We start from the raw sequence: 19,302 nt of genomic DNA, 5'->3' as shown, positions 1-19,302 counted from the left end.
GCTTGCAGGATCAGCCTGTCAAGGCGGATCAGGCGGCCTGGGCTTCCTGTTCCTTTTCCTTCAACTGGATTTGTCCGGCTGCGGCGAGGCGGATCGCTTCCTGGGTGATGGAGCGGCGGGCGATGGCGATTTCGCGCGGATTGCCCTGGTCGCCGGCGGCGAGGTCCGATTCGATCATGCGGCGCTGGCGCGCGCCGATGGCGGAAAGCACCGATTCGCGCAGTTCCATCGATGCGCCGCGCAGGGCAGCGGTGATGATGTCGCCGGACACGTCGTTGAACAGCGACACGCGGCTGCGCTGCGGCATGTAGAGGACGTCCTCGAAGAGGAAGATCTTCGGGCGAACCTTCTTGACCGATTCGGTCGAGACCGTTTCGAGCGAGGCGAGCATTTCGTCGACCTGGGATTTTTCCAGTTCGTTCATGAGGTCGGCCACCTTGTTCGAGCCGACCGAGTTGCGCTCCGCATCCAGCGCCGAGATCATCTCGATGACGCGCGCTTCGACGATCGCGGTCGCCTTGGGGCTTGCGTCCTTCAGGTTGACGGTACGGTTGATGATGTCGGCGCGATGGTCTTCCGGAATTTCCAGCAGCACCTTGGCGCCGAAGGAGGACGGCATCATCGACAGGATATAGGCGATCGTCTGGGGGTGCTCGTTGAGCAGGAAGCGCGCCACGAAGACCGGATCGGCATCCTGAAGGCGATCCCAGATCGTCGTTTCGAACGCCTGGAAGGCGGCGCGGCGGCCAAGCAGGCCATCCACCTCGTCCGGCGTCAGGCCTTCCTCGAGAATGCCTTCCATCATCTTGGCGTTGTCCATGAGGCCCGCGCCTTCGGTGAACAGGTCCTCGAACTCGTTGACGAGGTCGATCAGTTCGTGTGGGGGAATGGCGCGCAGGTTCTGAGCCGCGGCGATGATGGCCTGCAGTTCACTCTGGGTGAAATACTTCAGAAGCTTGCCGGCGACACCCTTGCCCATGGCAAGCAGCACCGCTGCGGCTTTTTCCACCGGCGACAGCGGCGAACCAAGCGCCGTGGACGTGCCGAAATTTTCGAAATCCATCATGGATTGTCCCCCTGACCCCTTCAGCGGGTATCAGACTTTGCGTGTACTCTTCACTTCGATGAGCTTCACCCCGAAACGGGTGTCGTCGTTTTCCAGAACCGTAATTTCACCGCGGCCGATGACACGGCCGTTGACCATCACCTCGACGGGCTCGCCGATCCTGCGGTCGAGCGCGATCGTCGCGCCTTCGCTGAGGTTCATGAGGCCGGAGACCTGCATCTGCGACGAGCCGAGAACGATCTGTAGATCGATCGGGATATCCATGATGAGGTCGAGGTTGGACTGCATGGCGCTGCCCGGACGCGGCGTTTCCTTCACCTCGGTGGAGAAATCGCTGCCGGCGCCGAAATCCGAGCCGCCAAAATTCGAGCCACCGAAATCGGTGCCCCCGAAATCGGTACTTGCCGCGCCGCCGCCGAAATCACCGCCGAAGGCCGCCAGCGGGTCGTCGTCGAGGGTGGCGGGAACGCCGCCGTCGAACGTCGCGTCCTGTTGGAGAACGCCGCGCAGGTCGTCGATCGCCTGCTCCAGTTCCTGGTCGCCCGCATTGATGGAAGGCGTGATGTCGTCAGCGATGGGTGTCTTCTTGGGTGCCATAAGATCACTATTCCATTCGAAACTTGCCTGAGGCTAGCCGCCGGCCGAAGCCGGATGCGAACTATCCGATGATGTGCTGGAGGATGTCGTCCTCCGAGCCGTAGGTATCCTTGACGCGAACCGTGTAGCGGGCGCCCGACCGCCCGAACTCGCAGACATAGAGGTTGCGGCCGTTGGCGTTCACGTCGACGCGCACGTCGCCCGCTTCGTTGAAGGGGATGATGTCGCCGGGTTGCAGGCGGCTGATCGTGTCGAGCGTCTGCGGCTCCAGGTGAATGCGCGCCTCCAGCGTCACCTTCGAGCGGCGGACCTGCTCGCTGAGCTGCTCGCTCCACTCGGCGCGGGTCTTCGCCACATTCGCCGGCCTTGGCGCGGCGATGACGGATTTCAGCAGCGTCGCCTGCGGAATGACGACATGGAAGGTCGAGAGGACGGGCCCGATGCCGACGGCCATGTTGACCATGGCGACATGCGCGTTCTGTGTGCCGTCTTCGACGGGCTTGCGCAGTTCCGCGTTGTGCGCGGCGCCGAGCAGGGGTTCGAAGCTGGTCGCGCTGGAAACCGCGGTTTTCAGGACGCCGGAGATGCGGTCGAACATCATGGCCGCGACGTCGAGTTCGATCTTCGAAAGGGGCCGCGGCTGCGGGTCCTCGATGGAATCGCTGACGGCGCCGAGCATGTTCTCGACAAGCGTGATGATGAGCGGGCTGTCGCAGATCAGGGTGAAATGCTCGCACCAGTCGCGCAGCGACGCATCGCAGAAGGCCATGGCGCCGCCGAGGCCTTCCGTCAGTTCTCCGAACTTGCCCATCGTAAAGCCGGCATAGGAGACGGCGACCTCGAAGCCGAGTTCGCTTTCCAGCATGTCCGGAAGGAATTCGGAGAACACGTCGCCGAGCGTGGCGCAAAGCTTGGAGACCGTCTCGCGGTCGCCGAGCTTGCCGGTGAGGCGCGCAAGAACGATCGGATCCATGGACGGGGCTGCGGTTACGGTCGCTGTGCTCATCGATCAGGCCGCCTTCGTATCGCCGCCGCCACCGGGATTCATCATCTCCTGTTCCACGGCGTCGATGGACGGGCGCTCATAGGAGGAGATGGTCTTGCGGCCGTATTCCAGGGCAACCTGCGGAACGGAGCCGTTCATGTAGGCGAGGAGCGTCTGCTTGACGATGACGTAGAGGCGATTCTGCTTTTCGCGCACCACCTTGATGTTGGTGGTGATGGGCGTGACGATGGAATAGGACAGGAAGATGCCGAGCATGGTGCCCACGAGCGCCGAGCCGATGAGGCCGCCGAGCACTTCGGGGGATTCGTTGATCTTGCCCATCGCCTTGATGACCCCGAGAACGGCGGCGATGATGCCGATGGCCGGGAAGGCGTCGCCCATGGTGGAGAGCGCCTGGTAGGGCTTCATCTTGTCGCGCGTGATCGTCTGGATTTCCTCGTCCATCAGCGCCTCGATCTCGTGGCTGCGGGCATTGCCGATGATGATGAGGCGGACGTAGTCGCAGATGAAGGCCGTCAGTTCCTTGTTGGCGAGAACCGTCGGCGCGGACTGGAAGATGGGCGACTCTGCCGGGTTGTCGATATGGGCCTCGATCTCGTTGCGCGACTTGGTGCGCAGGTCCCGCATCAGGCTGTAGAGCACCCCCAGCGTATCGAGATAGTGGCGTTCCTTCGGCACCTTGTGCTTGAAGGCTTCCCCGAGCGCCTTGCCGGTTTCCTTGATCACCTTCATCGTGTTGGCGACGATGAAGCCGCCGACCCCGGCGCCGCCGATGATCAGGAGCTCGAATGGCTGGTTGAGCACCTCGACATGGCCGCCCATGGCCATGAAGCCGCCGAGGATACAGCCGATGGTGACGATGAGGCCGATTACAATGTTCATAAGCGCAGGTGTCCCGACACAGTTCTGACCCTTCCGGAAATACGGTTCCAGCCTTGCGTGAAGCTGTACCAGAGGGTGGGTTCGCGGATCAGGTTCGCACAAGCAAAACCCCGCAGGATCATGGTTCAGAACGGGCCTTCGCGCCCTCGTGAACCCTGATCGGCGGGCCATCGTGACGACCACCTATACGAGCTACAAGCTGATTTCCTCGGACCTCCAGACATCGCTGACGCGCGTGTCGGAGCAGCCGGACGTCAAGCGCGAGACCGAATATTACCTGTCGAAGATCGGCGACGTGAAATCGATCGACGACTTCTTCGCCGACAGCCGTCTTTACAACTACGCCATGAAGGCGCACGGCCTCGACGACATGGCCTATGCCAAGGCTTTCATGCGCAAGGTGCTGACGGAGGGCGTCGACGAGAAGGGCGCCTTCGCGAACCAGCTTTCCGACACACGCTACAAGGCCTTGGCCGAATCGCTGAACTTCGCCCGCCACGGCGAGCTGGCGACCACCTTCGAGCGCGCCCAGAAAGGCATTGCCGACAAGTACATGCGCCAGACGCTGGAGGTCAGCGCCGGCGAGGACAATACCGGCGTGCGGCTCGCGCTCTATTTCGAACGCATGGCCTCGTCCATCACGTCGGGCTATTCCATCATCGCCGACGATGCGCTGGCGCAGGTCGTGCGCACGGCATTCCAGCTTCCTGCCGAGTTCGCGGCGACCGATGTGGACCGCCAGGCCGCATACTACGAGGACATCCTTGACCTCGACGACCTCAAGGATCCCGCGAAGGTCGGCAAGCTCCTCGAGCGCTTCACCGCGATGTGGGAACTCGAAAACCCCTCCGGCAGCTACGATCCGCTGACCGTTTTCCAGCCGTCCAGCCTGACAGGCATTTCGACGGACCTGCTTCTTTCCATCAACAACCTGAAACTCGGAGGCCGCTGAGCATGCAGACCGGGCTTTATGTCTCGCTTTCGTCCCAGATTGCACTCGACCGCCGCATGGCAACGCTTGCCGATAACGTCGCGAACTCCACGACTGTCGGTTTCCGCGCCACCGAAGTGAAGTTCAACCAGGTCGTCAGCGACCAGAAGAACGCCGATGTCGCCTTCGTTTCGCAGGGCGAGGAATTCCTCTCGACCCGCAACGGCGGCATGACGCAGACCAACGGCGCGCTGGATTTCGCCATCAAGGGCGACGCCTGGTTCCAGGTGGAAACGCCGGCCGGCGCGACGCTCACCCGCGACGGGCGCTTCACCCTGACGGAGGCGGGCGAGCTCGTCACGCTGAACGGCTATCCCGTGCTCGATGCCGGCGGCGGTCCGATCCAGATCGACGGCAATGCCGGCCCGATCACGCTCAGTGCAGACGGCCAGCTCAACCAGAATGGCCGGCCGGTCGCAGCCCTCGGTATTTTCGAGGCGGATCTGTCGGGCGGCTTCGTGCGCGCCGGCAACAGCGGCATCATCCCCGCGCGGGCGCCGCAGCCGATCCTCGACCGCGTCGATGCCGGCGTGATGCAGGGTTACGTGGAGGAATCGAACGTCAACGCCATCGCCGAGATGACGCAGCTCATCCAGGTCACGCGCGCCTTCGAGAACATCGCCGCACTGATGCGCGGCAGCGAGGATTCGATGAACGAGGCGGTCCGCACGCTCGGGGGCAGCAAGTAAACCATGGCATCCCAAGGCAACATGGCGAAGGTTCCCGGCACGGCCGACGGCGCGCGCAAGCTCAATGCGCTGGCCGGGCTGGTGCGGCGCTACGCGTCCCCGGAATTCTCGGTTGCCCATGGCGGCCACGTCCAGACCATCGCGGCCGGCAATTACACCGTCAGCGGCCTGTCGCGCCATGTGCGGCTCGGCGAGTTCGTCGCGCACAAGAGCGCGACGGGTGTTCATCTGGGTGAAGTCGTGCGTGTCGATACGGATTCGGTGGTGGTCTGCCCCATCGAGCCGGGAGAGCCGATCGGCATCCACGACACGGTCATCCGCAAGGGCGCCTTCCGCGTCGCGCCGACCGCCGCCTGGTGCGGGCGCACCATCAATGCGCTCGGCGAGCCCATCGATGGCCTTGGTCCGCTGGTCCAGGGGGATGTCCGCCGGTCGATTTCCAATTCCGCGCCGCCGTCGATGACGCGCAAGCGCGTCGAAACCGGCTTCAGCACGGGCGTCCGCGCCATCGATATCTTCGCACCGCTCTGCCTCGGCCAGCGTCTCGGCATCTTCGCCGGCTCGGGTGTCGGCAAGTCGACGCTTCTGTCGATGCTGGCGCGGGCGGATGCCTTCGACAAGGTCGTCATCGCGCTGGTGGGCGAACGCGGCCGCGAGGTGCGCGAATTCATCGAGGATACGCTCGGCGACAATCTCGCAAAGTCCGTGGCGGTCGTCGCCACCAGCGACGAAAGCCCGATGCTGCGCAAGATGGCGCCGCTGACCGCCGTCACCATCGCCGAGCACTATCGCGATCAGGGCGACAACGTTCTCTTGATCATCGACAGCGTGACGCGCTTTGCCCACGCCATCCGCGAAGTGGCGACGGCGTCGGGCGAACCGCCGATCGCGCGCGGCTATCCCGCCTCGGTCTTTACCGAGCTGCCGCGCCTTTTGGAGCGCGCCGGCCCGGGCGCGGAAGGCACGGGCAGCATCACGGCGATCATCTCGATCCTCGTCGACGGCGACAATCACAACGATCCGATCGCCGACTCGACGCGCGGCATTCTCGACGGCCACATCGTCATGGAGCGAAGCCTTGCGGAAGAGGGGCGCTATCCGCCCATCAACCCGCTCGCCTCGATCTCGCGCCTTGCCCGCAAGGCCTGGACGCCGGACCAGGAGAAGCTCGTCGGCCGGTTGAAATCGCTGATCCACCGCTTCGAGGAAACGCGCGACCTGCGCCTCATCGGCGGCTATCGCCCCGGTGCCGATCCCGATCTCGACATGGCGATCAAGCAGGTGCCGATCATCTACGAAGTGTTGAAACAGACGCCGGGTGAACGGCCGGCCGGCGATGCATTCACCGACCTGGCGACCGCGCTCAAGAACGCGGCCGCCCAGCAGGGCGGCGCACCGGCCGTGCGAAGGGGATGATAGTGACGGATTTCGATGCGGATCAACCTGTTCAGCCGCTGAAGCGGATAGAAAAGGCAGGTTACAGCGCCGGCGACAAGGTGCTCGTCGGCACCGGCGTCCTGCTTGCTGCGGGCGCGGCCTTCTTTCCCTGGTATGTCTTCCTCAATCCGGGAAAATTCTCGGTGCCGACCCTCTGGCAGGGATCGACCCGCAATCTGCCCGAAACGGCCGCAAAGGAGGTCATGAGCGTTTCGCCGGCCGCCATGGTGGACGACGACAAGACGCGGGCGCTCGACAGTCTCGATCCGGTTGCCACCGCCACCACATCGGGTCTCGGCAAGGAGAAGACGCTGGGTGCACCCGTCGAGACGGGTCTGAACCAGCCGCTGCCGGCGAATTCCGGCTTCCGCTTGATGCATGTGGCAAACGGCCGGGCACTGATCGAGGATGCGCGCGGCATGTATATCGTGCGCGTCGGCTCCATCCTGCCCGATAACAGCCGCTTGGCGACGCTGGAGCAGCGCGACGGCGCCTGGGTCATCGTCACCTCGAACGGCGACATCATCAAGCGGAACTGACGGGCGGACCAACCTGCCTTTTCGATTCGGCCGGAGGCGCATCGAGCGCCTGCCGGCCGTTTGCCGTTCTGTGGCGCATCACTTAATTCCCCTGAAAATCAGGCACTTGTGTGATAGGTTCCGCAAGTGCAAGTCCCGCGCAAGATTGGTTCCCTAGGTTCGCCATGAACAAGGATGGAGCTTGTCATGCAACCGATACAACTGTTTGAACTGGCATCGAAACAGGCCGAATGGCTCGCGACCCGCCAGAGTGTCGTTGCAGGCAACATCGCCAACGCCAACACACCCGGTTTCAAGGCGAAGGACGTCACACCCTTTCAATCGGTGCTCGAAACCACGAGTGCCCGCATGGCGGCAACGCATCCCGGTCATTTCACCGAAACCGAAATGGCCAGCCGCGTCATCACGACCAAGCCCACCGAAGAGATCGGCGTGCAGGAATCCGGCAATACCGTCGGGCTTGCCGATGAGCTCATGAAAGAGGGTCAGGTCAAGCGTGACTTCGAATTGAATGCCGGCCTCGTCAAGGCCTTCCATCGCATGATGCTGATGACAGTCAGAAGGTAAGAAATGGATCCTCTTGTAGCCTCCCTGAAAGTAGCAGCCTCCGGTCTGGAGGCGCAGTCGACACGTATTCGTATCGTTTCGGAAAACCTGGCCAACGCGCGCTCGACCGGTGATACGCCCGGCGCCGATCCGTTCCGCCGCAAGACCGTTACCTTCACCTCCGAGCTGGACCGCCTGAGCGGCTCCTCGACCGTTGAGGTATCGCGTCTCGGTTTCGACGAGGGCGAGTTCACCACCGAATACGACCCCGGCAATCCGGCTGCGGATGAAAAGGGCTACGTCAAGATGCCGAACGTCAACGTGCTGGTCGAGATGGCCGATATGCGCGAGGCGAACCGCTCCTACGAAGCCAACCTGCAAAGCATCAAGCAATCGCGCGACCTCATCAGCGCGACCATCGACCTTCTGAGGGCCTCGCAATGATCGACAGCGTAAAGGGCGTCAGCTCGCTTTTCCCGAATGATGCCCTGTCGGGCGTCGACAAGACGGCCTCCGGCCTCGTTTCGGGCGCCGCCGCGCAGGGCACCGGCCAGATGAGTTTCGCCCAAGTCATGGGCGACATGGCGACCGACATGACCAACGCGCTGAAGCTCAGCGAGACCAAGTCATTCGACGCCATCCAGGGCAAGGCATCGACCCGCGAGGTCGTCGATGCCGTCATGAACGCCGAGCAGACGCTGCAGACCGCCATCGCCTTCCGCGACAAGGTCGTCACCGCCTATCTCGAAATCGCAAGAATGCAGATCTGAGGACCGGACATGAAAGCCCTTGCCATTGCCGCCACCGGCATGAACGCGCAGCAGACCAACCTCGAAGTCATCGCCAACAACATCGCGAACATCAACACGACGGGTTACAAGCGTGCGCGCGCCGAGTTCTCCGATCTGCTCTACCAGACGGAGCGTGCTGCCGGCGTTCCGAACCGGGCCAACCAGGCCGTGGTGCCGGAAGGCGTTATCATCGGCCTCGGCGTCAAGACGGCTGCCGTGCGTAACCTGCATCTCCAGGGCGGCCTCGTGTCCACGGGCAACTCCTTCGACATGGCGCTGATCGGCCGCGGCTGGTTCCAGATCGAGGCGCCCGACGGCACCACCCTCTACACCCGCGCCGGCGCCTTCAACACCAATGCCGACGGACAGATCGTGACCCTCGACGGTTACACGGTCGTGCCGGGCATGACGGTGCCCGTCGATGCGACGGAAGTGACCGTCAACAAGTCGGGCCAGGTCTTCGCGACGGTTGCGGGCCAGCAGCAGGAACTCGGCCAGATCACGCTGGCGAACTTCGTCAACGAGGCCGGTCTCGAGCCGATGGGCGAAAACCTCTTCCGCGAAACCGCCGCCTCCGGCGCCGCCAATGTCGGCACGCCGAACGAGGAGGGCTTCGCCTACATCCAGCAGAACTACCTGGAAAGCTCCAACGTCGACCCGGTCAAGGAAATCACCGACCTCATCTCCGCCCAGCGCGCCTACGAGATGAACTCCAAGATCATCCAGGCCGCCGACGAAATGGCCGCCGTGGTCAGCAAGAACCTGAGATAGCAACCGGAACCCCGGGGAACATGATGTTTCGCCTGACAGAAGCCCTTCGTACGGGAAAGACCCTTCCAACACTGCGCCGCGCGGTTCTCGCCGTATCCGCCGTGCTGGCCGGTCTCCTCGTGGCAGACGCGGCCCTTGCCGATGCCCGCATGGCCGTCGTGCCCAAGCGCATCATCTATCCCGGCGAGGCGCTTGATGCAGGCCAGCTCGAAGAGGTCGAGGTCACCAACCCGAACATCGTCAAGGGCTATGCGGAAAGCATCGGCGCGGTCAGCGGGCTGGTGAGCAAGCGGACCCTGCTTCCCGGTCGCGTGATCCTGACGTCGGCGCTTCGCGAACCCTTCGCCGTCGCGCGCGGCACCACGATCAGCCTGGTCTTCGACAACGGATCGCTCGTCCTGCGCGCTGCCGGAACGCCGCTTCAGGACGGTTCCGTGGGCGAACTGGTGCGGGTCCGCAACAAGGATACCGGCGTGATCGTCTCCGGCACCGTCATGGATGACGGCACGGTCCATGTGGTGGTGAAATGATGCGTTTCCTGTTCCTTCGTGCCGTCGCCGTCCTCGCCTGTGTCATGCTCGCGGCGGGACCGGCTTTGCCGGCGGCCCGCATCAAGGATGTGGCCTCGCTGCAGGCCGGCCGTGACAACCAGTTGATCGGTTATGGCCTCGTCGTCGGTCTCCAGGGCACCGGCGACAGCATGCGCTCCTCGCCGTTCACCGAACAGTCCATGCGCGCGATGCTGCAGAACCTCGGCATTTCGATGGTGGGCACGCAGACGCGCGCCAAGAACATCGCCGCCGTTCTCGTGACCGCGAACCTGCCGCCCTTCGCCAGCCCCGGCAGCCGGATCGACGTGACGGTCGGCTCGCTTGGCGACGCCGCTTCGCTGCGTGGCGGCACCCTTGTCATGACCTCGCTTTCCGGCGCCGACGGACAGATCTATGCCGTCGCGCAGGGTTCGATCGTGGTGACCGGCGTCAGCGCAAGCGGCGATGCTGCGACCGTGCAGCAGGGCGTGACCACGGCCGGCCGCGTGCCGAACGGCGCCATCATCGAGCGTGAGCTGCCTTCGCGTTTCAAGGACGCCGCCGATCTCGTGCTGCAACTGCGCAACCCCGATTTCTCCACGGCCGTCGGCATGGCCGACGCGATCAACCGCTATGCGGCCGCCCAGTACGGCGGGCCGATCGCCGAATCGCGCGATTCGCAGTCGGTCTATATCGCAAAACCGAAGATGGCCGATCTCGCCCGCCTGATGGCGGATATCGAGAACCTCGTCGTCGAGACGGACGTGCCGGCGCGCGTGGTCATCAACGAGCGGACCGGAACCATCGTGATCGGCCAGGATGTGCGCATCTCGCCCGTCGCCGTCAGCTACGGCACGCTCACCGTGCAGGTCAACGAGATGCCGCAGGTCGTGCAGCCGGAGCCGTTCTCCCGCGGCGTGACGGCGGTGCAGCCGAACACGGATATCCTCGTCCAGCAGGAAGGCGGCAATGTCGCGATGATCGACGGCTCCAGCCTCCGCTCGCTGGTCTCCGGCCTCAACAGCATCGGCGTCAAGCCCGATGGCATCATCTCCATCCTGCAGAGCATCAAGACCGCAGGGGCCCTCCAGGCAGAACTGGTACTGCAATGACGACAGGCACGACCACATCCACTCTTCTGCGGCGGCTGGCCTTGCCATTCGCCGCGGTCGTGATGCTGGCCATTCCCGGCGCCTATGCCGAGGAGCGCCCGGTCATCATGACGACGAAGGCGAGCGCCGACGAGATCCGCGAGTTCTGCACGAACATCGCCGATGCGGCGCGCGACCAGCGCTACCTTCTCCAGAAGAAGGAACTCGAAGACCTCCAGAAGGGCGTCGACGAGCGCATCAAGACGCTGGAGGCGCGCCGGGCCGAATACGAGGACTGGCTGAAGCGGCGCAACGACTTCCTGAAGTCCGCCGAGGCGAATCTCGTCGAAATCTACCGCAAGATGAAGCCGGACGCGGCGGCTTCCCAGCTGGCCGAACTCGATCCCGAGATCGCTTCGGCCATCGTGATGAAGCTGCCGCCGCGCCAATCGAGCACCATTCTGGGGGAAATGCCGGCCGACAAGGCCGCCATGCTCACCCGCATCATCGCGTCTGCGAGCGATGCGAACACGTCAAAGGACCCGTCATGAAGAAGACAGCCGTCGCACTTTCCGTGGCGCTGGCCCTGTCCGGCTGCTCGAACCAGGCGATCAAGGAGATCGGCAAGGCGCCGGCGATGAGCCCCATCGGCAGCGGCCTCAACTATGCCGCCACGCCGCAGATGGCCATGTATCCCAAGCAGCCCCGCACGGCGGTTTCCGGCTACTCGATCTGGAGCGACCAGCAGTCGGCTCTCTTCAAGGATTCGCGCGCCTTCAAGATCGGCGACATCCTGACGGTCAATATCCGCGTCAATGACAAGGCGAGCTTCGACAACAAGACCGACCGCTCGCGCACCAACAAGAGCGGCATCAATTTCGGCCTCAGCGGCAAGACCAGCTCGAGCAGTGTGGATGCGGACGGCGATCTGAAATTCGGGTCATCGACGAGCACGAAGGGTGACGGCTCGACCGAGCGCTCGGAAAAGCTGAACCTGCTCGTTGCCGCCGTCGTCACCGGCGTCATCGAGAACGGCAACCTTCTCATCAGCGGCTCGCAGGAAGTGCGTGTCAACCATGAGTTGCGCATCCTCAACGTCGCCGGCATCGTGCGGCCGCAGGATGTCGATGCCAACAACCAGATCGCCTATGAGCGGATTGCCGAGGCCCGGATCTCCTACGGTGGCCGCGGCCGCCTGACCGAGGTGCAGCAGCCGCCATGGGGCCAGCAGGCGCTCGACCTGTTCTCGCCGATCTGACGCTCCAATACGGAAAGAAACACATGGCGGACGACGATCAGGGCACTGAGAAGAAAAAGTCCTCTCCGGTCATCACCATCGCGGTCATCGCCGTCCTGTCGCTCCTGGCAGGCGGCGGCGGCTGGCTTGTGGGCAATATGCTCGCCCCACCGCCCACGGAGGAGGTCGCGAAGGCCGAGCCGGCAGCCGCTGCCGCCGAAGGCGGTCATGGTGGCGGCGGGAAGGGCGCGGAGGGGCAGGAGGTGCCGCACATCTCCACGCCCGCGAACGGCATCGTGCTTCTCGACCCGATCACCAGCAATCTCGCCTACCCCTCCGACAACCGCGTGCGGCTCGAAGTCGCCTTGATGTTCAAGGACGCACCGGATGTCGCCCTGGCGGAGGAAATCCACCAGGACATCATGGCCTATATGCGCACGGTGTCGCTCCAGCAGGTGCAGGGACCGCGCGGCTTCCAATATCTCAGGGATGACCTCCAGGAGCGGGTTGACCTCAGGTCTGAAGGGCGCGTAACCAACGTTATGTTCCGAACCTTTGTGATCGAATGATTCGCGTCCTCCTGACCTTTGTCGCCATGATGGCGATGACCGGTGCGGCCTATGCCCAGCAGCAGCTGCAACTGCCGGGTGGTCTCCTCAATGGGCCCATCGACGGTTCGGCGGCGTCCTGGATCATCCGCACCTTCGGCATCCTGACCGTTCTGTCGGTCGCGCCCGGTATCCTGATCATGGTGACAAGCTTTCCGCGCTTCGTCATCGCCTTCTCGATCCTGCGTTCGGGCATGGGCCTTGCCACCACGCCCTCGAACATGATTCTCGTCTCGCTTGCGCTGTTCATGACCTTCTACGTCATGGCCCCGACCTTCGACCGCGCATGGCAGAACGGCGTCGAACCGCTGATCGCCAATCAGATCGACGAGACGGAGGCTGCCAAACGCATCGCCGAGCCGTTCCGCGAATTCATGGTCGCCAACACGCGCGACAAGGACATCGAACTTTTCATTTCGCTCGCCGAAGAACGCGGCCAGACGGTCGTCCAGGACAATGTCGCGGACCTGCGCGTCGTCATTCCCGCCTTCATGATCTCGGAGATCCGCCGCGGCTTCGAGATCGGCTTCCTGGTCGTGCTGCCCTTCCTCGTGATCGACCTGATCGTCGCCACCATCACCATGGCGATGGGCATGATGATGCTGCCGCCGACGTCGATCTCGCTGCCTTTCAAGATCCTGTTCTTCGTGCTGATCGACGGCTGGAACCTGCTTGTCGGCAGCCTCGTGCGGTCGTTCAGTTAGACCCTCTTAACCATAGCGCTTTACCGGCTATTTACCCTGTTTTTCAACGGGTTGAATGCTTCCTTCCGACTTAAGGAGTTGGCAAGGATTGGCTGCGACTTTTGCCTCAACACGACGGGTTTGGTTTCCCTTCACTGCGTTGAAGCACCGAGTTGGCATGAGGCCGACCGTCGTAACCGGTAAGTTTTTTCAGTCCGGTATGTCCCCACCAGTATTTCGTTCAAAGGGACAACTAGAATGTCGAGCATTCTCACCAACACGTCTGCAATGTCAGCTCTCCAGACGCTGCGCACGATCAACAACGACATGGAAACGACGCAGGGCCGCATCTCGTCCGGCATGCGTGTTGGCGCGGCTTCGGACAACGCTGCCTATTGGTCGATCGCGACCACCATGCGTTCCGACAACGCAGCCCTCTCCGCCGTTCAGGACGCCCTCGGCCTCGGCGCCGCAAAGGTCGACACGGCCTATGCCGGTGTTGAAGCTGCGATCGACGTCGTCAAGGAAATCAAGGCCAAGCTCGTCACGGCAACCGAACAGGGCGTCGACAAGGTCAAGGTCCAGGAAGAAGTCAAGCAGCTCCAGGAACAGCTGAAGAGCATCGGCGCTGGCGCCACGTTCAACGGCGAAAACTGGCTGGCTGGCGGTGCGGACGACGCGACTGTCGTAACCGGCTTCGTTCGCGGCAGCGACGGCACCGTCAAGGTCACGACCGCGACTTACGACGCCCAGGCCGGTTCGCTCTTCGGCCCCTATGACCCGACCACCGGCACGGTCGACGACGCCTCGGGCATTCTCGCCAACGTCATGGCCATCGAACTCGACGGCACCGAAGACGACGCCGCCATGGCCGCCCACCTCGACACGGTCGAAACCGCTCTGTCCAGCATGCAGACCGTCGGCTCGACGCTCGGCTCGCTGTCCAAGCGCATCACGCTTCAGGAAGACTTCGCTTCGAAGCTTTCCGACGCCATCGACAAGGGCGTAGGCCGCCTCGTCGATGCGGACATGAACGAAGAGTCCACGCGCCTCAAGGCCCTGCAGACCCAGCAGCAGCTGGCGATCCAGTCGCTGTCGATCGCGAACTCCAACTCGCAGAACATCCTCTCGCTCTTCCGTTAATAGACGGATGGAGGAAGGCGCGGAAGGCTGACCCGCGCCCCACCTTCGAAAAGGCCGCTCCCGGTGACGGGGGCGGCTTTTTGCATTTTTTTTCCGCGCTCAAGACTTCATTAACTTTATTGCGGTTTTCTTGGCCCATCGAAACGGTGGGTTAACCAAGAAACTTAACCGGTTAGCAGGCATGATGCTGACCACCGTTCCCCGGCTAACATCCGGAATGCCCTTCCTCAGTCAGCCACTCAAGGGGCACGCATCTCATGACCAGCATTCTTACCAACGTCGCGGCTATGTCCGCTCTCCAGACCCTGCGTTCGATCGGCAGCTCCATGGAAACCACGCAGGATCGTGTTTCCTCGGGCATGCGCGTCGGCGAAGCCTCCGACAACGCCGCCTACTGGTCCATCGCGACCACGATGCGTTCGGACAACATGGCTCTTTCCGCTGTTCAGGACGCTCTCGGCCTCGGCGCCGCCAAGGTTGATACCGCCTATGCCGGCATGGAAGCCGCCATCGACGTCGTCAAGGAAATCAAGGCCAAGGTAACCGCCGCCACCGAACAGGGCGTCGACAAGGCCAAGGTTCAGGAAGAAATCACGCAGCTGCAGCAGCAGCTCGTCTCGATCGCCAGCGGCGCCGCATTCAACGGCCAGAACTGGCTTGTCTACGACAACACCAACACCGACCCGACCAACGTTGCCGACAAGACCGTCGTCTCCGGCTTCATCCGCAGCGCCGACGGCACGGTCAAGGTCAGCACCACGACCTACACGCTTCAGGACCTTCCGGACGTTGCCGCCGGCACGAACTCCAACGTTCTGTTCTCGACTGTCGATAACGACGATCACACGCAAAGCGCCGGCGGTATCCTCGGCTCGGTTATCGACGATCTCGGCGTAACGGCCGCTTCCGCCGACTGGGATGCTGCCACGACCATCGTCAACATGACGATCACCGACTACACGGACGCCGACATGGCCGACGCCCTGTCGCTCGTGGAAGCTGGCCTCCAGCAGATGACGAAGGCTGCTTCGCAGCTCGGCTCGATCTCCATGCGCATCAACCTGCAGGAAGATTTCGCCAACAAGCTGACGGACGCCATCGACAAGGGTATTGGCCGCCTGGTCGATGCCGACATGAACGAAGAGTCCACCCGCCTCAAGGCCCTTCAGACCCAGCAGCAGCTTGGCATCCAGTCGCTCTCGATTGCCAACTCCTCGTCGGAAGGCATTCTCTCGCTCTTCCGTTAATCGGAAGACGGATAGAAAGTTTGACGCAGTTTCGAAGGCCCCGGCTCAGCCGGGGCCTTTGCCGTTTTAGGGCGCCCGTCAGAGCGGCGCGTGAAGAAAGGCCGGCATCACGCCGCCCGTTGCCCTCCGTTCGAGGTAAAGGCGTGCCGTATCCAACGCCTCCCGGATGGTGACGTCCATGTCGAGATACCGATAGGTGCCGAGCCGTCCGACGAAGGTGACGTCGGTCTCGCGCTCGGCCAGCGCCGCGTAGTCGGCAAGCAGCGCCTTCTCCTCGACGAGGCGGATCGGGTAGTAGGGGATGTCGTCGGGACCGCAGGCACGTGAGAACTCCCGGTAGCACACCGATCCTTCGTGCGCCTCCCAGGGCGAAAAATGCTTGTGCTCGGTGATGCGGGTATAGGGTACCGCGAGGTCGGCATAGTTCATCACCGCGCAGCCCTGGTAGTCACCCTGATGCGTGAAGCGCTCGAAATCCAGCGTTCGATAGCCCAGCCGGCCATGGCCGTAGTCGAAGTAGCCATCGAGCGGACCGGAATAGAAGACGTGGGCGAAGCCATCGCTCTGCGTCCGGTCGAAGCGGGTTTTCAGCTTCACGGTGATGTCGGGGTGATCGAGGATGTTGTCGACCATCGCGGTGTAGCCGTCTTCCGGCATGCCCTGATGGGCGTGGGAGAAATAGTCGTCTTCGTAGTTGAAGCGCACCGGCAGGCGCTTGAGGATGGCGGCCGGCAGGTCCGCGGGCGGGCAGCCCCACTGCTTGCGGGTGTAGCCCTCGAAAAAGGCCGCGTAGAGGTCGCGGCCGACGAAGCGGAGCGCCTGCTCCTCGAAGGTCCTGGGCTCCGTGATGGAGGTATCGGCTTGCGTTTCCACGAAGGCGCGCGCCTCGTCCGGGCGAAAGCATGTCCCGAAGAACTGGTTGATCGTGTGCAGGTTGATGGGCAGTGAATAGACCTGCCCGCCGCTCACCGTCTTCACCCGGTTCTTGTAGGGCCGGAAGGTCTGGAAGCCGTTGACATAGTCCCACACCTCCATGTCATCGGTGTGGAAGATGTGCGGCCCATAGACATGCACCATGACGCCGGTATCGGGATCGCGCTGCGTATGGCAGTTGCCGGCGACATGGTCGCGCGCATCGATGACCTCGACCTGAAACCCCTCCTGCGCCAGTTCCCGGGCGATGACGGCACCGGAAAGCCCGGCGCCGACAACGAGTATCCTGTCCTTCGCCCGCATCCACCGCTCCGTTTCAGGTCGCTGCGTTCGCGGGCCACAGGCGCGCATCCGGCTGAAGCGGCGCATAGGCGTCGAGTGCGGCAAGCTCGGCCCGGTAGCGCGCGCGGTAGCTTGCGTCATCCTCGAACTCGATTTCCGCGGCGGCCAGTTGGGTGCCGATCTCGTGGTAGATGTCGAGATTGCGCAGATCCGGTATCGGCGTTTCGCCGCGTTCCGCCTCGCCCTGGATCTGCCAGAAGATCGCCTCGAGCCGGCGCGCGAGCGCGGGAATATCGCGCAATGCGCAGGTCTCGCGCTGCTCCTCCAGGGAACGGCGGATACCGGAAAGCCGTGCCGGATCCTGCGCGAGGGCGATGGCGGTGCGCACATAATCGTCCGGCCCGTCGCAGATCAGCTCGGGAATCCCGGCGGCCGCCACGATGCTGGCGCAGAAGCGAGCGGCAAAACTCTTGCCCGCCGCGGTCAGCACCGGCAGACCCTGCGTGATGGCGTCCGCGGCGGTCGAATGCGCGCCGTACGGGAAGGTGTCGAGGAAAAGATCGGCAAGTCCGATACGGGCCAGGTGATCCGGGTTCTGCGCCTTGCCGGCGAAGATGATACGGTCCGGCGCGATACCGCTTTCCGCTGCCCGGCTGCGCAGGCGCTCGTTGGCCACGTCGTCGCCGGCGAGCAGCCACAGCACGCTGCCGGGGGTCGCCTCAAGGATCGTCATCCACCGCGCAAAGCAGGGGGCGGTGATCTTCTGCATGCCGTTGAAACTTGCAAAGACGAACGCATCGTCCGGCAGCCCCGCTTCCGCCCGCGTGGGACGGGGATTGACGAGGCGCGCGCGGTCCACCGGCTGGTTGCAGGGGATGCGCAGAACCTTCTCGGTATAATAAAGCTCGTTTTCCGGCGGCACGATGCGCTCGTCAGCGATCATGTACTGGTGGTAGGGGCTCGCCATGGTGCCGGGATAGCCGCAGAAGTTCACGATCGCGGGTGCCGGCCGGTAGGCGAAGATCGCGGTGCGCGCGTGTTTCGTATAGCCGTTGACGTCGATGAGCACGTCGATCTCGTCGTCGGCGATCATCCGCGCAGCGTCAAGGTCGTTCAGCTTGGCGATGTCGCGCCAGTGATCCACGGCCCGCTGGATACGCGCCTGCGTGGGATCGAGAGGCGCCGGATCGCCGCAATAATAGGCGTAGATTTCCACGCTTGCCTTGTCATGCAGCTCCAGCACCTCGCTCAGCGCGAAGCCCACGGCATGCTGGCGCAGGTCCGAGGAGAGGTAGCCGACGCGCAGCCGCTTCCCGGTGCCGGTTTTCCGGCGCACCGGCTTGGGACTGAACGCCGCCAGGTCCGCCGGGCGGCCGACGGTCGTGCGGGCGTAGCGATAGGCCTTGGCCATCTGGAAGAGGGGATCGTCGGCATAGCAGGCGATCGACATCGCCGACATCGCCTCCATGAACTGCTTCGGCGTGACATAAAGGGAAGGCTGCAGCACGGGCCATTTGCACTGGCGCATGCGCAGCGAAATCCAGTGTTGCGCCGCTTCCGGCCGCGTCGGTGCGAGTTCCATCGCCTGCCAGAGCGCGGCTTCGGCTTCCTCCAGCCTGTCCGCCCCCTCCAGTACGCGGCCGATATGCTGCAGGCTGAGCAGCCGGTGGGTGATCCTGTCCGGGGTGACGTCGGCGGTCGCGTCGGCATAGGCCTGCCACTGCTCGACGGCCGGTCCGATCAGGCCGCAATCCTCAAGCGTCCGACCGAGATTGATATAGGCCTGGCCGAATTGCGGCTCGATGCGGATCGCGGCGCGCAGCGCATGCATGGCGCCTGCGGTATCGCCAAGCGACGAAAGCGTGACGGCATAGTTGAAATAGGCGAGGTGCAGCAGCGGATTCTTGTCGTTGAACGCGATCCAGAGCTTGTAGATCTCCGCGGCCGCGGGTCGATGCCCGGCCGCCGAAAGGTTCTCCGCGGACTGGAAGAGATCGGCAAGCGCAAGCTGCTGGTTGCGGGCGCGCGCCATGAGTTCGAGAAGCGGGTTGCCCGGCACGGCGTCTAGGGGGAAATTGGCAGTCATGGCATCCTGTCGGCATCGGCCTTTCAGCCCGATTTGGGCGGTTGAAGGGTCTTGCCGTCATAGCCGCCCAGACTTGCTTCGGGCTGGCCGCCCCTGTTCTATTCAGGGATCATGGCATGCGCCGTTAATCGGAAATTAAAGGTTGTA

22 protein-coding genes are annotated in these 19,302 nt (G+C 63.4%); 16 read left to right on the top strand and 6 right to left on the bottom strand.

The window, feature by feature from the left end; translation table 11 throughout:
• Nucleotides 1-28: 28 nt before the first annotated feature.
• From fliG to motA, 4 genes are all read right to left on the bottom strand, one after another.
• A complete protein-coding gene (gene fliG, locus B5M41_RS20065) occupies nt 29-1,066 on the bottom strand; it encodes a flagellar motor switch protein FliG (protein WP_134649670.1) in 1,038 nt (345 codons plus the stop codon).
• A gap of 30 nt (nt 1,067-1,096) precedes the next feature.
• Nucleotides 1,097-1,663, bottom strand: coding sequence for a flagellar motor switch protein FliN (gene fliN / locus B5M41_RS20060; protein ID WP_134649671.1), 567 nt, complete (start codon nt 1,661-1,663; stop codon nt 1,097-1,099).
• A gap of 61 nt (nt 1,664-1,724) precedes the next feature.
• Entirely contained in the window at nt 1,725-2,669 is a 945-nt protein-coding gene (locus tag B5M41_RS20055) for a FliM/FliN family flagellar motor switch protein (protein ID WP_134649672.1), read from the bottom strand.
• A gap of 3 nt (nt 2,670-2,672) precedes the next feature.
• Nucleotides 2,673-3,551, bottom strand: a complete 879-nt coding sequence (motA, locus tag B5M41_RS20050; RefSeq protein ID WP_134649673.1) for a flagellar motor stator protein MotA — start codon at nt 3,549-3,551, stop codon at nt 2,673-2,675.
• A gap of 172 nt (nt 3,552-3,723) precedes the next feature.
• On the opposite strand from motA, the gene B5M41_RS20045 reads away from it, so the two are divergent.
• The 16 genes from B5M41_RS20045 (at nt 3,724) to B5M41_RS19970 (ending at nt 15,854) form a co-directional block, all read left to right on the top strand.
• Nucleotides 3,724-4,503, top strand: a complete 780-nt coding sequence (locus B5M41_RS20045) for a DUF1217 domain-containing protein (RefSeq protein WP_134649674.1) — start codon at nt 3,724-3,726, stop codon at nt 4,501-4,503.
• A gap of 2 nt (nt 4,504-4,505) precedes the next feature.
• Entirely contained in the window at nt 4,506-5,231 is a 726-nt protein-coding gene (gene flgF, locus B5M41_RS20040) for a flagellar basal-body rod protein FlgF (protein ID WP_134649675.1), read from the top strand.
• Between the two features lie 21 nt (nt 5,232-5,252).
• Complete coding sequence (gene fliI, locus B5M41_RS20035) at nt 5,253-6,647, top strand: flagellar protein export ATPase FliI (protein WP_134649762.1); 1,395 nt, start codon at nt 5,253-5,255, stop codon at nt 6,645-6,647.
• Nucleotides 6,644-7,207, top strand: a complete 564-nt coding sequence (locus B5M41_RS20030) for a flagellar protein (protein WP_134649676.1) — start codon at nt 6,644-6,646, stop codon at nt 7,205-7,207. The genes fliI and B5M41_RS20030 overlap by 4 nt, the downstream gene beginning before the upstream one ends.
• A gap of 186 nt (nt 7,208-7,393) precedes the next feature.
• The gene (flgB, locus tag B5M41_RS20025) at nt 7,394-7,774 is read left to right on the top strand and encodes a flagellar basal body rod protein FlgB (RefSeq protein WP_134649677.1); all 381 of its coding nucleotides are present in this window, start codon (nt 7,394-7,396) and stop codon (nt 7,772-7,774) included.
• A 3-nt stretch (nt 7,775-7,777) separates the two neighbouring features.
• Entirely contained in the window at nt 7,778-8,197 is a 420-nt protein-coding gene (flgC, locus tag B5M41_RS20020; protein WP_134649678.1) for a flagellar basal body rod protein FlgC, read from the top strand.
• Complete coding sequence (locus B5M41_RS20015; RefSeq protein ID WP_134649679.1) at nt 8,194-8,523, top strand: flagellar hook-basal body complex protein FliE; 330 nt, start codon at nt 8,194-8,196, stop codon at nt 8,521-8,523. The genes flgC and B5M41_RS20015 overlap by 4 nt, the downstream gene beginning before the upstream one ends.
• Before the next feature lie 9 nt (nt 8,524-8,532).
• Nucleotides 8,533-9,315 (top strand): flagellar basal-body rod protein FlgG, encoded by a 783-nt coding sequence (gene flgG / locus B5M41_RS20010; protein ID WP_134649680.1) that lies wholly within the window; start codon nt 8,533-8,535, stop codon nt 9,313-9,315.
• Nucleotides 9,316-9,335: 20 nt separating this feature from the next.
• Nucleotides 9,336-9,845 (top strand): flagellar basal body P-ring formation chaperone FlgA, encoded by a 510-nt coding sequence (gene flgA / locus B5M41_RS20005; protein ID WP_134649681.1) that lies wholly within the window; start codon nt 9,336-9,338, stop codon nt 9,843-9,845.
• Nucleotides 9,845-10,957, top strand: coding sequence for a flagellar basal body P-ring protein FlgI (locus tag B5M41_RS20000; protein ID WP_134649682.1), 1,113 nt, complete (start codon nt 9,845-9,847; stop codon nt 10,955-10,957). The genes flgA and B5M41_RS20000 overlap by 1 nt, the downstream gene beginning before the upstream one ends.
• The gene (locus B5M41_RS19995; protein WP_134649683.1) at nt 10,954-11,487 is read left to right on the top strand and encodes a MotE family protein; all 534 of its coding nucleotides are present in this window, start codon (nt 10,954-10,956) and stop codon (nt 11,485-11,487) included. Before B5M41_RS20000 ends, B5M41_RS19995 begins: the two co-directional genes overlap by 4 nt.
• Nucleotides 11,484-12,194, top strand: coding sequence for a flagellar basal body L-ring protein FlgH (gene flgH, locus B5M41_RS19990; RefSeq protein ID WP_134649684.1), 711 nt, complete (start codon nt 11,484-11,486; stop codon nt 12,192-12,194). Before B5M41_RS19995 ends, flgH begins: the two co-directional genes overlap by 4 nt.
• Nucleotides 12,195-12,217: 23 nt before the next feature.
• On the top strand, nt 12,218-12,742 hold the full coding sequence (locus tag B5M41_RS19985; protein WP_134649685.1) for a flagellar basal body-associated FliL family protein: 525 nt from the start codon (nt 12,218-12,220) through the stop codon (nt 12,740-12,742).
• Nucleotides 12,739-13,485, top strand: a complete 747-nt coding sequence (gene fliP / locus B5M41_RS19980) for a flagellar type III secretion system pore protein FliP (RefSeq protein WP_134649686.1) — start codon at nt 12,739-12,741, stop codon at nt 13,483-13,485. The genes B5M41_RS19985 and fliP overlap by 4 nt, the downstream gene beginning before the upstream one ends.
• Before the next feature lie 237 nt (nt 13,486-13,722).
• The gene (locus B5M41_RS19975; RefSeq protein ID WP_134649687.1) at nt 13,723-14,607 is read left to right on the top strand and encodes a flagellin N-terminal helical domain-containing protein; all 885 of its coding nucleotides are present in this window, start codon (nt 13,723-13,725) and stop codon (nt 14,605-14,607) included.
• Nucleotides 14,608-14,864: 257 nt separating this feature from the next.
• The gene (locus B5M41_RS19970; protein ID WP_134649688.1) at nt 14,865-15,854 is read left to right on the top strand and encodes a flagellin N-terminal helical domain-containing protein; all 990 of its coding nucleotides are present in this window, start codon (nt 14,865-14,867) and stop codon (nt 15,852-15,854) included.
• Between the two features lie 78 nt (nt 15,855-15,932).
• Here the strand turns inward: B5M41_RS19970 and glf are convergent, their stop codons facing one another.
• Nucleotides 15,933-17,090 carry a UDP-galactopyranose mutase gene (gene glf, locus B5M41_RS19965; protein ID WP_134649689.1) on the bottom strand — a complete coding sequence of 386 codons (1,158 nt, stop codon included), beginning with the start codon at nt 17,088-17,090 and terminating at the stop codon, nt 15,933-15,935.
• A gap of 13 nt (nt 17,091-17,103) precedes the next feature.
• Nucleotides 17,104-19,155: an O-linked N-acetylglucosamine transferase, SPINDLY family protein gene (locus tag B5M41_RS19960; protein WP_134649690.1), complete on the bottom strand. Its 2,052-nt coding sequence runs from the start codon at nt 19,153-19,155 to the stop codon at nt 17,104-17,106.
• Nucleotides 19,156-19,302: the final 147 nt, after the last annotated feature.

This window comes from Shinella sumterensis, from assembly GCF_004514425.2.
Classification (GTDB): domain Bacteria; phylum Pseudomonadota; class Alphaproteobacteria; order Rhizobiales; family Rhizobiaceae; genus Shinella; species Shinella sumterensis.
The sequence above is the reverse complement of the archived record's forward strand: the minus strand, read 5'-3'. Positions and strand labels throughout refer to the sequence as shown.

Excerpts from the sequence above, each read along its gene's own strand:
- B5M41_RS19975 (WP_134649687.1), top strand. The coding sequence starts at position 13,723 with ATGTCGAGCATTCTCACCAACACGTCTGCAATGTCAGCTCTCCAGACG.
- B5M41_RS20000 (WP_134649682.1), top strand. The coding sequence starts at position 9,845 with ATGCGTTTCCTGTTCCTTCGTGCCGTCGCCGTCCTCGCCTGTGTCATG.
- motA (WP_134649673.1), bottom strand. The coding sequence starts at position 3,551 with ATGAACATTGTAATCGGCCTCATCGTCACCATCGGCTGTATCCTCGGC.
- flgF (WP_134649675.1), top strand. The coding sequence starts at position 4,506 with ATGCAGACCGGGCTTTATGTCTCGCTTTCGTCCCAGATTGCACTCGAC.
- B5M41_RS19960 (WP_134649690.1), bottom strand. The coding sequence starts at position 19,155 with ATGACTGCCAATTTCCCCCTAGACGCCGTGCCGGGCAACCCGCTTCTC.
- fliN (WP_134649671.1), bottom strand. The coding sequence starts at position 1,663 with ATGGCACCCAAGAAGACACCCATCGCTGACGACATCACGCCTTCCATC.
- fliP (WP_134649686.1), top strand. The coding sequence starts at position 12,739 with ATGATTCGCGTCCTCCTGACCTTTGTCGCCATGATGGCGATGACCGGT.
- flgC (WP_134649678.1), top strand. The coding sequence starts at position 7,778 with ATGGATCCTCTTGTAGCCTCCCTGAAAGTAGCAGCCTCCGGTCTGGAG.
- flgA (WP_134649681.1), top strand. The coding sequence starts at position 9,336 with ATGATGTTTCGCCTGACAGAAGCCCTTCGTACGGGAAAGACCCTTCCA.
- B5M41_RS19985 (WP_134649685.1), top strand. The coding sequence starts at position 12,218 with ATGGCGGACGACGATCAGGGCACTGAGAAGAAAAAGTCCTCTCCGGTC.
- flgB (WP_134649677.1), top strand. The coding sequence starts at position 7,394 with ATGCAACCGATACAACTGTTTGAACTGGCATCGAAACAGGCCGAATGG.
- fliG (WP_134649670.1), bottom strand. The coding sequence starts at position 1,066 with ATGATGGATTTCGAAAATTTCGGCACGTCCACGGCGCTTGGTTCGCCG.
- B5M41_RS20030 (WP_134649676.1), top strand. The coding sequence starts at position 6,644 with ATGATAGTGACGGATTTCGATGCGGATCAACCTGTTCAGCCGCTGAAG.
- B5M41_RS20055 (WP_134649672.1), bottom strand. The coding sequence starts at position 2,669 with ATGAGCACAGCGACCGTAACCGCAGCCCCGTCCATGGATCCGATCGTT.
- flgH (WP_134649684.1), top strand. The coding sequence starts at position 11,484 with ATGAAGAAGACAGCCGTCGCACTTTCCGTGGCGCTGGCCCTGTCCGGC.
- fliI (WP_134649762.1), top strand. The coding sequence starts at position 5,253 with ATGGCGAAGGTTCCCGGCACGGCCGACGGCGCGCGCAAGCTCAATGCG.
- B5M41_RS19970 (WP_134649688.1), top strand. The coding sequence starts at position 14,865 with ATGACCAGCATTCTTACCAACGTCGCGGCTATGTCCGCTCTCCAGACC.
- B5M41_RS20015 (WP_134649679.1), top strand. The coding sequence starts at position 8,194 with ATGATCGACAGCGTAAAGGGCGTCAGCTCGCTTTTCCCGAATGATGCC.
- glf (WP_134649689.1), bottom strand. The coding sequence starts at position 17,090 with ATGCGGGCGAAGGACAGGATACTCGTTGTCGGCGCCGGGCTTTCCGGT.
- flgG (WP_134649680.1), top strand. The coding sequence starts at position 8,533 with ATGAAAGCCCTTGCCATTGCCGCCACCGGCATGAACGCGCAGCAGACC.
- B5M41_RS19995 (WP_134649683.1), top strand. The coding sequence starts at position 10,954 with ATGACGACAGGCACGACCACATCCACTCTTCTGCGGCGGCTGGCCTTG.